The 12990-nt window shown below is 42.7% G+C and carries 14 protein-coding genes; all 14 read left to right on the top strand.

Annotation, left to right across the window (positions count from 1 at the left end):
• The first annotated feature begins 134 nt into the window (after nt 1-134).
• A complete protein-coding gene (locus tag Q0L00_RS05455) occupies nt 135-890 on the top strand; it encodes a hypothetical protein (protein WP_297335856.1) in 756 nt (251 codons plus the stop codon).
• Nucleotides 891-1134: 244 nt separating this feature from the next.
• Nucleotides 1135-1533 carry a RidA family protein gene (locus tag Q0L00_RS05460; RefSeq protein WP_297335857.1) on the top strand — a complete coding sequence of 133 codons (399 nt, stop codon included), beginning with the start codon at nt 1135-1137 and terminating at the stop codon, nt 1531-1533.
• Nucleotides 1534-1550: 17 nt separating this feature from the next.
• Complete coding sequence (locus Q0L00_RS05465; protein WP_297335858.1) at nt 1551-1970, top strand: nuclear transport factor 2 family protein; 420 nt, start codon at nt 1551-1553, stop codon at nt 1968-1970.
• A gap of 49 nt (nt 1971-2019) precedes the next feature.
• Nucleotides 2020-2658, top strand: coding sequence for a DUF2306 domain-containing protein (locus Q0L00_RS05470; RefSeq protein WP_297335859.1), 639 nt, complete (start codon nt 2020-2022; stop codon nt 2656-2658).
• A gap of 48 nt (nt 2659-2706) precedes the next feature.
• Nucleotides 2707-3573 carry an SDR family oxidoreductase gene (locus Q0L00_RS05475; RefSeq protein ID WP_297335860.1) on the top strand — a complete coding sequence of 289 codons (867 nt, stop codon included), beginning with the start codon at nt 2707-2709 and terminating at the stop codon, nt 3571-3573.
• 185 nt (nt 3574-3758) lie between these two features.
• On the top strand, nt 3759-4670 hold the full coding sequence (locus Q0L00_RS05480) for an alpha/beta hydrolase (RefSeq protein ID WP_297335861.1): 912 nt from the start codon (nt 3759-3761) through the stop codon (nt 4668-4670).
• A 63-nt stretch (nt 4671-4733) separates the two neighbouring features.
• Nucleotides 4734-6044 (top strand): amidohydrolase, encoded by a 1311-nt coding sequence (locus Q0L00_RS05485; protein ID WP_297335862.1) that lies wholly within the window; start codon nt 4734-4736, stop codon nt 6042-6044.
• Between the two features lie 58 nt (nt 6045-6102).
• On the top strand, nt 6103-6615 hold the full coding sequence (locus Q0L00_RS05490; protein WP_297335863.1) for a hypothetical protein: 513 nt from the start codon (nt 6103-6105) through the stop codon (nt 6613-6615).
• A 76-nt stretch (nt 6616-6691) separates the two neighbouring features.
• A complete protein-coding gene (locus tag Q0L00_RS05495; protein WP_297335864.1) occupies nt 6692-7876 on the top strand; it encodes a P1 family peptidase in 1185 nt (394 codons plus the stop codon).
• A gap of 343 nt (nt 7877-8219) precedes the next feature.
• On the top strand, nt 8220-9524 hold the full coding sequence (locus tag Q0L00_RS05500; RefSeq protein WP_297335865.1) for an APC family permease: 1305 nt from the start codon (nt 8220-8222) through the stop codon (nt 9522-9524).
• A gap of 33 nt (nt 9525-9557) precedes the next feature.
• Nucleotides 9558-10004, top strand: a complete 447-nt coding sequence (locus tag Q0L00_RS05505) for a nuclear transport factor 2 family protein (protein WP_297335866.1) — start codon at nt 9558-9560, stop codon at nt 10002-10004.
• Between the two features lie 320 nt (nt 10005-10324).
• Nucleotides 10325-10522, top strand: coding sequence for a hypothetical protein (locus Q0L00_RS05510; RefSeq protein ID WP_143189465.1), 198 nt, complete (start codon nt 10325-10327; stop codon nt 10520-10522).
• A 263-nt stretch (nt 10523-10785) separates the two neighbouring features.
• Nucleotides 10786-11355 (top strand): porin family protein, encoded by a 570-nt coding sequence (locus Q0L00_RS05515; RefSeq protein ID WP_297335867.1) that lies wholly within the window; start codon nt 10786-10788, stop codon nt 11353-11355.
• A gap of 408 nt (nt 11356-11763) precedes the next feature.
• Nucleotides 11764-12906: a DUF4221 family protein gene (locus Q0L00_RS05520; RefSeq protein ID WP_297335868.1), complete on the top strand. Its 1143-nt coding sequence runs from the start codon at nt 11764-11766 to the stop codon at nt 12904-12906.
• Nucleotides 12907-12990 lie beyond the last annotated feature (84 nt).

Raw genomic sequence — 12990 nt, forward strand, 5'->3', positions numbered from 1 at the left:
TTTTAAAAAAAAATTGGGTAAAAAAAACCTAGCTCTTGGAAAGGAAACACTCTCTCTCGTCCTAGGTGATGATGGCTTCTTGGAATTGATTTGAAAATTGGATCAACCAATCCAACTTAAGAAAATCAAAAAATATGAAAACATCAATCATTACTTCATTAGTCATTGGCTTTCTGGCAGCGGTCTCGATGGCTACAATAGCTCAAGAAGCGGTCCTAGGCCCGCTTTCAAACGTCACTGAATTCACCATTAAACCGGGACATCAAATGCAGTTCCGCGAGGGAATTAAAGCCTGGAAGGCCTGCTACGAAGAAAATAACGGCCCTTGGACCTGGAATCTCTGGCAAAAACAAAACGGCGAAGGAACGGTCTATGTGTTAGCTTCCACGATGGCCAATTGGGCTGAAATGGACGCCACGGATGAAAGTGGTAAAGACTGCCAACTCCTTGCCATCAATATGATCAACCCGCATATAGAAAAGGCGGTGTCCCATGTCCATAGACTCATGCCAGATATCAGTAATTCAAATCCCTTTGAGGGAGAGGTAATCCGAGTCCAGTTTTTCAAAACCAATTCCAGTCAGGGGTATCAGATGATGGAAGTGGTCAAAGAGGTGGAATCCATCCGGAGAGAAGCCGGGGTTTCCATTCCCGGATATTGGTATAGCTGGCAAACCTCGGATCCAGATAGTCCAGATTATCATGTGGTAAGTGGCTATCAGGATTTTGCCGCCATGGATACTCCACAGGAAGGAGTCTGGGAATCAGTGGAGAAATTGGCTGGCAAAGCGAAACGAGAAGAACTTCAAACCAAATTCAGGTCTTCAATGGAGTCCAGCTGGACTTCGATCTACAAGCTGGATAAGGAGATCAGCCGACCAGCAAACTAAATCGATCCTAAGATCTACTAAACCACCAGCTATTTAGTTGATGTAAACTGGGTGGAGGTCAATCGGGCAATATTGACTGAAGCCCAGTTTTAACCCTTTGAAAACTTAAAACACCTCGTTGGACAATTTGGCCGATCGTCTGTCCTTGACCAACTTTTTAGTCATCAATGAATGGCTAGATTGAAAATCGACCCACTCAGAGGGATTCTTTTATCCATCACAAGCTAATTAATCCATAGTAATCATGAATTCTGAACAACCCACATTTTACCAACTCCGACCCGAAGTCGAGCAAGCCTATGGCTATGCTCATGCCGTCAAAATCGGAAACAGCATCAAGGTATCCGGTGCCGTAAGCATGGATGATGAAGGCAATCCTACGGCTGTTGGCAACTTTCTCCAGCAAATGAAAAACTGCTATACCGATCTCGAGAAAGTACTCAAGCACTTCAATTGCAGGTTCGATGATGTACTGGTAGAAAATGTATTCACCACTGATATGTCCGCATTTTTAGAACATGCAGGCCACCGAACTACCATTTACACCCAGCAATTCCCAACAGGAACCTGGCTAGAAGTAAAAGGCTTGGCTTTGCCAGAATTCCTGATCGAAATCGAGCTGGAAGTTCACTGTAAAAACTAAAAATAAAACACAAAACCATGGAAGATATAATCAGGCAATCCGCAGAAAATAAAGCCATCGTCAACAGCCTCTATCAGGCTTTCGCCAAAGGAGATGTACCCGGAGTCCTCGACACCATGGATCCTCAGATCGTTTGGAATGAAGCCGAAGGAAATGACTACGCAAAAGGAAACCCCTATGTAGGACCCGAGGCCGTTTTAAACGGCGTTTTTGGACCCATCTTACAAGATCATGAATACTTCAATTTACAAAATATCGAACTCCATGAAATGCTTCATGACAAGGTGCTAGCCACTTTGCGCTACGATGCGAAGACCAAAAAAGGGAACGCCTATAATGCGCAGGTTGCCCATCTCTGGACCGTGAAAAATGGAAAAATCACTGGTTTTCAGCAGTACGTAGACACGAGGAAACTGCACGATGCGATGAACGCCTAAAGCGATCAGGCTTCCTTGGCTAGCCCATAGACTTAACCCTTGCCAAATCATGAACAACAAAACCACACTTGCTCCCATTCCCTTCAAAACCTGGGTTACTTGGTTGGGAATTGCTTTCTTGGTGATCTTTGCCGGTCAGTTTATTCTAAACGATGCCCTGCCCTACTTTGGCATGCAAGAGTCAGTTTTCGGGAGATTTTGGTCTATGAAGTGGCCGCTTATTGGGCATATTTCTGGAGGGCTGATTGCGTTAGTTTTAGGCCCCTTTCAGTTTTGGCCTGCCTTCCGGAATAAATACCTCCACATTCATCGAAAGCTCGGAATGGCATACATCAGTGGGATTCTGATCGCTGTGATCAGTTCGATTGCTTTATCCTTGACTACAGGCTTGGCGATTCACTGGACTTGGAGTATGGCTTTGATCGGCTTGGCTACAGCTTGGTTTGGCACCACGGGAATGGCCTTTCGATTTATCCTTTTGCGCCGAATCCAACTCCACAAGGAATGGATGATCCGAAGCTACGTAGTCACCTTCGCCTTTGTGTTTTTCCGATGGCTGACGAGTCAGGCTTTTTATCATGAATTGGGGACATTTACCGAAACGGGCCCCACGGCAATTTGGCTTTCTTGGGCCGTCCCGCTTTTCATCACCGAAATCGTGCTAGCTTGGAATAAGCGAGGAATTTAAGTCTCTAATAAATTTAATTACGCTCAACAGCGCGAAACTCTTTGAAAAATGAAGAAAATACTCATTACCGGTTGCAGTACCGGATTCGGATTTGAAGCTGCAAAGTACTTGGCAGAAAAAGGACATCAGGTATTTGCAACCATGCGAAATGTCCACCGCTCAAACGCAGAAGCCACAAAGGCTCTTCAAGATTTTTCAGAAGAAAAAAACTTGAAATTGGAGGTAATCGAGTTGGATGTCACCACAGACGAAAGTGTTTCCAAGGCCATGAAGAACATCCCCGATGTAGATGTACTCATCAACAATGCCGGCCGTGGTTTTGGCGGTGCGATTGAAGCCTTTAGCTTGGAAGAATGCCAGGCACAATTTGACCTGAATGTGCTGGGTAATGTCAGAATGATTAAAGCTGTTTTACCAGGTATGCGCGCACAGCAATCAGGCTTAATCATTCAACTGAGTTCGATTGCCGGAAGATTGGCCGTTCCGGGTTTTGGTATTTATTGTGCTAGCAAATGGGCCGTAGAAGCCATGAGCGAATCGCTCCGCTACGAGCTTGGTCCCTTAGGAATCGATGTGGCGATTGTACAACCTGGGCCATTTTCCACCAAATTCCTCCCCAATGTCATCATCGGGAACGATGATGAAGTCACTAAGGCCTACCCGCATATCACGGCTTTCAATGAAGGATTTGTAGCTAACTCCGAAGCTGCATTTGCAAATAACGACACACCTACAGACCCGATGATCGTGGTCAAAATCTTTGAAGACTTAATCGACGCCCCAGCCGGACAGCGACCTTTACGAACAGAAGCAGGCTTGGATTTTGGGATCAAAGCCATAAACGAAACCCTAGAACCTCACCGAATCAATACCATGAACACCTTCCAAATCACCGACTGGGATGGAGCAAAGTAGATTAGGATATTGAAACAGAGAGAAATGTGTAAATCTGAAAAGAGTCCAATCCCAGGAATTGGGATTGGATAAAAAGAAGTCTTTTAATTCTTTTAGATTTCTGTTTATCAATAACTTAGTTTAGAATAAAAAAGTCGGGTAAAGTCACTCCGATTCTCACCAGTCATTTGACTAATTTGATTAGTATGAAAATTCTCCAAATCATCTGCTTCCTTATTTTTTTCTCTTCCAGTTTAGCGTATTCCCAAAAGCTAAGCGAACCGACTGATCTAAGTCAAGGAGAAATAAACAGTACGTATCAAATCATCAAAGATCTCCCTTATGGTCAGGATACAGCCCAAGTGATGGATGTTTACCTTTCTCAAAAAGCAAAATCCTTTGGTAATCGAAACTATACTATTGTTTTCCTACACGGTGGCGCTTATTACCTGAGTGATAAAACGGCAGAGGAACGATATATTGAACCCTATCTTAAAAAAGGGTTGAATGTCATCAATCTAAATTATAGGCTCAAAAGAGGGATCCCCCTTGCCACGAGCGATTTGACCCATGCTTTGAATTTTTTGAAGGCAAATAAAAGTGAGTACGATTTAGACCTGCAAACCATCATCTTAACGGGCTTTTCGGCGGGAGCACAAATTGCCACCAATGTGGGCCTCGGTCAAAATAATCCCTCCTTTCCAGACCAGTTAAATGATGGGATAGGCATTCAGGGAATCATCAATTTTTCAGGCCCGGTCGATGATTTGGACATCATCGAAAAGATCTTTCTGAATTTCGATCAAGAGATAGCCAGAAAAGCAGGAGAAGCACTCTTCCCTTCTGAAGGGTATGCCAAAAAAGAAGAAGTGGCTGTCTATGAGCCCATCACCTATTTTGATCAAGAGGATCCACCCATTTTTCTGTGGCATGGTGGTTTGGATGATCAGGTTCCTCCAAATACTTTCGAGCGATTTGTTCAAAAATTGAGAAATAGCAAGGATTTCCAATTGTATCTCCCAGAGGGAAAACACAGTCCCAGCCAGGAGGAATTAGAAGCTGCTTATCTTCAAATTTTTGAGTTTTTGGATGATCTAAAAAATGAGCAGCTTCAGTAAAAATAGATAATCTAGCTCTTCTGATGGTCAGTGGGGCTTATCAGAAATAACTACAAATTGAAAATGAAAAAGATCAAACTATTGCTGCTATCAGCTTTTCTATTTAGCAGTTTACAAGTAAGTGCTCAATCCACCGATAGCCAAATTCAAGCAGCGGTAAAGGGAGTGGAACAGAAAGTGATCGAGTGGCGCAGGGACATTCATCAAAATCCCGAGCTGGGGAATCGTGAAGTTCGTACGGCAACTTTGGTTGCCGGACATTTAGAATCCCTTGGTATAGAAGTAATGACCAATGTGGCTGTGACAGGCGTCGTTGGGGTTTTGAAGGGTGGGCTTCCAGGCCCGGTGGTGGCTTTGCGCGCAGACATGGATGCGCTACCTGTACAAGAAGTCAACCAGCTTCCTTTTGCCTCCAAAGCCAAGGCCATGTATAACGGGGAAGAAACCTACGTGATGCATGCCTGCGGGCACGATTCCCACGTAGCAATCCTAATGGGTGTCGCTGAAATTTTGTCTGGCATGCGGGAAGATTTAAAAGGTACAGTAAAATTCATTTTCCAACCTGCTGAAGAGGGTGCACCCAAAGGAGAAGAAGGGGGTGCTGAGCTCATGGTGAAGGAAGGCGTTTTGAAAAATCCGGATGTGGATGTCATTTTCGGATTGCATTCCATTGCTCAAATCGAAGTGGGAAAAATCGCCTATCGACCGGGAGGAATGATGGCAGGAGTGAGCGACATGAAAATCACCATCAAAGGAAAGTCTTCCCATGGTGCTGAACCCTGGTTTTCTGTGGACCCGATCGTAACCGCGGCCCAAATCATCAATAATCTTCAAACCATCGTCAGCCGCAACCTGAATGTCACACAAAATGCTGGGGTAGTAACCATTGGTGCAATCGAAGGTGGCAATCGGTCAAACATCATCCCCGGACAGGTAGAAATGCTGGGTACAGTAAGAACATTAAGCGATTCGGACGAAAAATTGGTCCACGAACGAATTCGCCAAATAGTCCAAAATACCGCTGAATCAAACGGGGCGGAAGTCCTACTGGAACTTCCCTTTTCATCGCGATTCCCTGTCACCTTTAATGACCTGGATCTTACCGCTAAGATGTTGCCTACATTAGAAAATTCTGCCGGCAAGTCCAATGTCCTGTTGATTCCCGCAGATACAGGAGCGGAAGATTTTTCATTTTTCGCCAATGAAGTCCCGGGCTTTTATTTCTACATAGGTGGTATGCCCAAAGGGCAAGATCCCAAAAGCTCCGGACCACATCATACCCCAGAGTTTTTTCTTGATGAAAGTGGCTTTAGAACCGGAATCAAGGCCATGGTCAATTTGGTCGTAGACTATATGCAAATGGAAGGGCAGTAGCAAAGAAAATTGATGAATAAGCCTCAACTTACTCCAAACATAAAAAAACCTAAACTTAATGAGGATAAAAAACATACTACTCCCAATCTTGGTGTTAACGGGCTCTTTTGTTTTCGCTCAAAGTCCACAAAACCAATACGCTCAGGATGTCCAATCCATCGATGCCATTATCACTGCTTACTATCAAGTAGTTTCAGGTTCAAGCAGCGATCCCTGGCAATTTGAAAGAGATCGCTATATCCATTCTCCAAATGCTGTAATTACAAGAATTGATGAACATGGCCAAGCAGAATCACATTCCCTGGAGTCTGAATACATTCCGCTTGCCCTATCTCCCAAAGAAGATTTTTATGAGATAGAACTGAAAAGGGAAGTAAGCCAATTTGGTAATATGGCGCAGGTCTGGAGTGCTTTTGAGATCCGAAATGACCCTGAAATCGAATCTGGCGTCCGCGGATTGAATAGCATTCAGTTGCATTATGAAAATGGAAGGTGGTGGATTGACAGCTGGACTTGCGAAATGGAAACTGAAAATAGTGCTGTCCTCACTGAATTTATGGCTGACCAATGAAGCTTACCCATAACCATGATCTGATGGCCAAAAGATTTATCAATTAAACGAAAAAAGAAGAGCTAAACATTTTAAAATGAAACATATAATCCGATTACTTTCAATTTTTATAATACTGCTTATTTGTTCGGCATCCTACGCCCAAAAACCACGAGCGAGAGATTTGGGAGTTCCCTTTAATGGCACAACTGGTCAATTCAATGCCATCACCGATGTAAAAGGTGTGGAAGTCGGATACAGCACAATCATTTCTGGAAGTGGTGAAAACATCGTGGGAAAAGGTCCGGTAAGAACAGGGGTCACTGCCATTTTTCCACGGGGCAAAGCTCAAAAATTTAGTCCTGTATTTGCCAATTGGTATAGCCTGAATGGAAATGGGGAAATGACCGGGACTACATGGGTCACGGAATCCGGCTTTTTGGAAACACCAATTATGATTACCAATACCAACAGTGTTGGAGTGGTTCGAGATGCTTTTTTGAAGTGGTACGTAGATACTGACTGGTATAATGGCGAAGAGTGGTGGTATACCTATCCCGTTGTGGCAGAAACCTACGATGGGTTTTTAAATGACATTTATGGATTTCATGTCAAAGAGGAACATGTACTGGAAGCTATCAATAATTCATCTGGTGGTCAAATAGCCGAAGGAAATGTAGGAGGTGGTACCGGGATGATGTGTTTGGGGTTTAAAGGTGGAACAGGCACCTCTTCAAGATTGGTACAAATCAAAGATTCCACTTTTACCATTGGTGTACTTGTGCAAGCTAATTTTGGAAGAAAACCTTCGCTGATCATTTCGGGCGTTCCTGTAGGCAGGGAGTTGCTGGATACACTTAACAACGAATTGAAGTTACCTCCACAGTCTTATCGAAAAGAAGGAGACGGATCCATTATAGTGGTGGTTGCTACAGATGCCCCTTTGCTTCCACATCAGCTGAAGCGAATTGCACATAGGGTTCCGGTAGGAATTGGAAATACGGGCGGATATGCAAGCAATGGCTCAGGAGATATTTTTATTGCTTTTTCCACCGCAAATCCCGATGCTTTTCAGCGCTATGATTTCTCAGAAGTGGACATGCTGCCAAATGATTTGATCGATCCGCTATTGGAAGCCACGGTGCAGGCTGTCGAAGAAGCCATCATTAATGCTATGATCGCAGCAGAAACTATGGAAGGAATCAATGGAAATAAGTCTTATGCAATACCTCATGGATTGCTAGTGAACGTGCTGAGGAAATACAATAGGTTGAATGAATAATTGTAAAAAATGTCGTTAAGTTGCTCCTCCAGAAGCAGTTTGTTAATCCAAACCGGAGTCCGGCTTCTGGAGAAGTAGGACTGCTCCTTCCGCCCCGAAATTTCCCGACCTCGAAGGGCTTGTCTACCGACAGGTAGAGTTGAATTTGAAAATTTGTTTGACTTAGCAACAATTTGAATCAATCCCACTTTGCCTGCAAAGTATTCCACATTGTTGGGGAAGAAATCAAGGCAGTCCGTCCTAGGCTGAGGCCTTGTGACTCTTGATTTTTTTATCTTTTCAATCACGTACTAAATCAACTTTTAATGGAAAAATTCTTTGATCCACATCTTTTAAACCTTTTATGAAAACCACCCAAGAAGGATTAAAACGCGAAGTCGGCGTATGGGGTCTGTCGGCCAATATTGTCAATATCATGGTGGGTGCGGGCATCTTTGTTTTACCTGCCATCATCGCCCAAACCATGGGGGCTTCCGGGGTACTCGCCTATCTTTTTTGTGGATTGCTGATTGGTTTGGTGATGCTTTGTTTTGCAGAGGTCGGCAGTAAGGTCACACATTCCGGAGGGGCATATGCCTATGTGGAGAAAGCCTTTGGCCCTTTTTTTGGCTTTTTGGCTGCTATATTCTACCTCATGGCAGGCACTTTTTCTATTGCAGCAGTGTCCAACGCCCTGATTGAAATTTTGGGTACTGCTGTCCCTATCTTTCAAACATCATTGGTCAGAATAACCACGCTCTTTGTGATCTTTTTTGGCTTAGCGATCCTCAATATCACCGGTGTCAAGCAAGGGGTAGGATTAGTCAAACTCAATACGATTGCGAAACTAACTCCGCTCATCTTATTGATAAGTTTCGGTTGGAAAGATGTGGAATGGATCAATTTATCCTGGGAAACGGAGCCGACTATTCCGAAACTGGGAGCAGCTTCCTTGATTTTATTTTTTGCCTTTATGGGAGGAGATTCGGGCTTGCAGATTGGCGGAGAGATCAAAAATCCTCAAAAAACCATCCCCCGTGCAATTTTCACAGGAATATCCTTTGTCCTTTTACTTTACATCCTGATCCAATTGATCGCCCAAGGAATATTAGGTCCTATTCTTCCCGGTTTCAAAGAGGCGCCATTGGGCGAAACTGCTAAAATAATCTTTGGCCCTATCGGGTTAAGTCTGCTTTTTGTCGGAGCGGGAATTTCCATGTTTGGGATGCTAAGTGGAGAAATACTCAATACCCCCCGAACGATCTTTCGCCTATCGAGAGATGGCGTAATTCCTATCAGAAAATTAGCCTCCATTCACCACCAATTCAAAACACCCCATTTTGCAATTTTACTTTACGCCGGGCTTGGTTTCAGCCTTGCAGTGATGGGGGGATTTAAAGCCTTGGCCTCCATTGCGGCTTCCAGTCTGCTCTTAGTCTACTTTGTAGTTTCTCTCTCGGTGATCGGTCTTCGAAGAAAAAAAGACTTGGATAATGGGGGTTTCAAAATCCCTTTGGGTTATACCGTTCCTATCCTTTCTGCAGGAATTATCCTCTTTTTTCTGTCTAATCTCACTGGTTTAGAGATAAAAGGCTTGTTGATCATGATTTTTATTTTGTCTTTGATTTATTTTTCGGGGAAGGTATATCAGAAATGGAAAAGTCATTGAAAATCTGGATATTATAATCAAAACCTAAAACCGATGAAGATACCAGTTGCTTCCGCCCTCTTGCTCTTTTTGTTCCTCAACAATTCTTTCGGCCAAAATGATGATCGAGAGCAAATCCTCTCCCAACGGGAATTATCCAATCACGCCCTTCGGGCATTTGATGAGGAATTGAATGCCACTTTTTCCACTGATGACGCCTTGATCACAACTGGGGCAGGCACATTGATTTCCGGAAAAAAGGAATTGATGAAATATATCCAAGAATCTTCTGGCGCAAGAATGTATTGGATCCGGACTCCGGATGAAGTACTGGTCAATTCCAAAACTAGGTTGGCATGGGAAACGGGAACCTGGAAAGGGTATGTAGAAGGTTTGGATGAGCCAGTAGTTGGAGGCAAGTACTCCGCCCAATGGACCAAGGCTTCAGGGACTTGGCTAATCCAATCGCAGTTGTTTGTCACTTTACCTAATGAAGAATGATAAAATTCTTCCGTAAAATCCGCCATTGCTTGGATTATAAATCACCTACAGCAACGACATGAAGAGGAATCTCGCAGGATCTAGGTAGAAAGCTCTTTCCCCAAAGGAAATCTGGAATGGTTTGGGCCGGAGATTCCGGCAAAAAAGGGACCTATCAGCTCACCGTCAATCTCTCCGAAAAAACGGAAGAGTTTATTCCCCAAGAAAAATGATCAGCATTTTGAAAAGACCCAGAAATAAACTTCTTGATAAAAATAAGTTCTCACTTTGGGGCATGGCTTTTGACTAAGGTTGGCTTCACGAGTTAACTATCGTATAAAATGAAAGTATTAGGAATTTTATGTCTTTTTGCCTTGACTATGTTCATGGGCTGCAATGACAAAAAAGAGGCCGTCAAAGAAACTACCATTGAGGTAAAGGTGGAAAAAGAAGCTGATACGGAAATCAAAATTGGGCCAGACGGTGGATCAGTCAAAACCAAAAAAGTGGAAGTAGAAGTCAAAAATGACAACCAATAAAATTAAAAGCTGAGCCGAGAGGTTCAGTTTTTTTTTGTCTTTATGCCAGTTGTAGCCAATCAAGGCCTTATTTAATTAAAGCATTATTTTTATTATTTATTTCTTAGTGAATTTGCTAATCGGGGCACTCCGTTTGCAATCATATCATCCAATTGACCGGCGAAAAAACAAATCAATTTTTACGCTAGAAAACTTAAAAAACTCCAGATCTAAAAGGAGTTTCCTGTTTTTCAATTGATCAAAATTCTACACTAAAATAAATTATGAAACTGTATTCTATTGGATTACTATTAGCCTTTATGATGATGGGGACTCTAAATGCCCAAAACATCAACGTCGGCGTAAAAGGTGGGCTTAACAGCTACACGATAGCAAATGGAAATTTTGACCCAAAAATCGGTCTCCATCTCGGATTATTGGGCCACGTGCACATCACCGATAACTTTGGCCTGCAACCTGAAATCTACTATTCCGCTCAGGGAGCAAAAATCGGCAACTCTTCCACCAATCTCAACTTGGACTATTTCAATATCCCGGTCCTTTTTCAGTACATGTTTGATAATGGATTTAGACTTCAAGCAGGGCCTCAGCTGGGACTTTTGATCGGTGCCAATACGGTCGCTGGAAACACTAAAGTCGATGTGAAAAACGATTTCAAAAGTATGGATTTGGGCATCGCAATCGGAGCAAGTTACATTCACACTCCCTCCGGATTTGGGGTGGATGCCCGGTACAATATCGGGATGAGCAACATTAGTGAAATCGCCTCCAATGATTATCAAAACCGAGGCTTGCAATTGGGTGTTTTCTACCTGTTCAAGCATAGAAATTAAGGCTTACCCTCATTGAAAAAGAGGTTGGACCACAAGATCCAACCTCTTTTTTTGTCTGCTTGGGGCGATTTTCCAATTAGTTGCTGTAGTCGGTTTATCCACCGACCACTACATATTAACTATTCCCAATCCTTCCCATTCCTAAAACTCACATCCGGATATGCCAGCGGTGCAGGTACAGGTCTTGGGTCTTTTTGGATCAATTTTTTCCAATTTCAACTGAATTCTGGTGCAGTGTCGTAGGCAAAACAATGCGATTTGATAGAAGTCTCTCCTCCGTCCATTCAAAAAGACTTTTAAAACCAAGCTTTACCAACCTTTTCTAGGCCCCGCATATATTTTATTTTTAATCAATTTGGTAATCTACTATTATTTCATAGGTTTATAATAGAAATCATTTGCTGAAAAATGAACAACCGAATTTTACTCCTAAGCCTAATTTTGTTTGGCCTTGTTTTCTTCTCTTGCCAAGAGGAAGAAAAAACTAAACCACTCTCTTATCAACTCACTCATGCTTTTCGCTTGGTGGTGGAGGATCATCCTCTTCGTACCTGGAGTCTGCAAACCCAAGTCATCGAAGGAGAAGAAAAGTTGTTTTTTGGGGATGTGCGGAAAAAAGACAATATCAAAGTCTTTAATATGGATAAAAAGGAATGGGAAGAGCCTATTCGATTTGAAAAAGAAGGCCCGGACGGAATAGGCACGATGAATGGATTTTATGTGCATACCATGGACTCCATTTTTGTGGTGAATAGCTTCGGTTGGGAGGTTCATTTGATGAATGGCAGCAAGAAGGTAAGAACCTACAATACCAAGAAAGGAATTCCCGCCATGGATCAGATTACCCCATTTACCACCAATAATGCTATTTCAGGAATAATCAACGGAAAGTTGATCTTCTATGGATTTCCGGAAGTACCCTATCAGGGCCGGGATTACCATAACCGGGTTAAAATTGCTCAAACCATTGATTTAAAAACCGGAGAAAACAAAGTTGAAATCGGATACCCTAAAGAGTATCATAATCATCTTTGGCCGGGACTGATTGTCATTATGAATGAACAATCTGTGGTTGGAGATAAAATTTATATGAATTATCCATTTAGCGACTCAGTTTATGAATTTGATGGAATTTCTAATCGAGCTAAGCCTTTATTCTTGGGTTCAACCTACAAGAAAAAAATCATAAACTACGACGACAAATCTACTCAAGAAATCAATGGTGAAGGAACTTATTTTGAAGTATTAAGTAAGGGTGCCTATACTGATATCTTGGCTGATGAAATCAATTCCCATCTATACAGAACTATATCCTACAGCAAAAGCGACCCATCCTCTTTTTCTACCTATTCTGAATTCAAGCCAACAGCTGAGAGGAACCTTTTGATTTATGATTTGGATCGTGATACTTTCATCGGAGAGATTGACTTTCAGGAAGATGAATTAGACCGGATTCCCATGATGTTTGTTGGGAAAAAAGGGCTGTATCTCAGTAAGATGAGTCGAGAAGAAGAAGCGGTAGACTTTTATTTGTTGTCATGGGAAGAGTAGGGCTTTAATATTTATAGCAGAGGTCAGTGTTTCCACTGACCTCAACTTATTTAATTCTTAAAGCTCCTTTACCGAACTCGTTGT

Origin of the sequence: Algoriphagus sp. (assembly GCF_024305035.1) — a bacterium.
GTDB lineage: Bacteria > Bacteroidota > Bacteroidia > Cytophagales > Cyclobacteriaceae > Algoriphagus.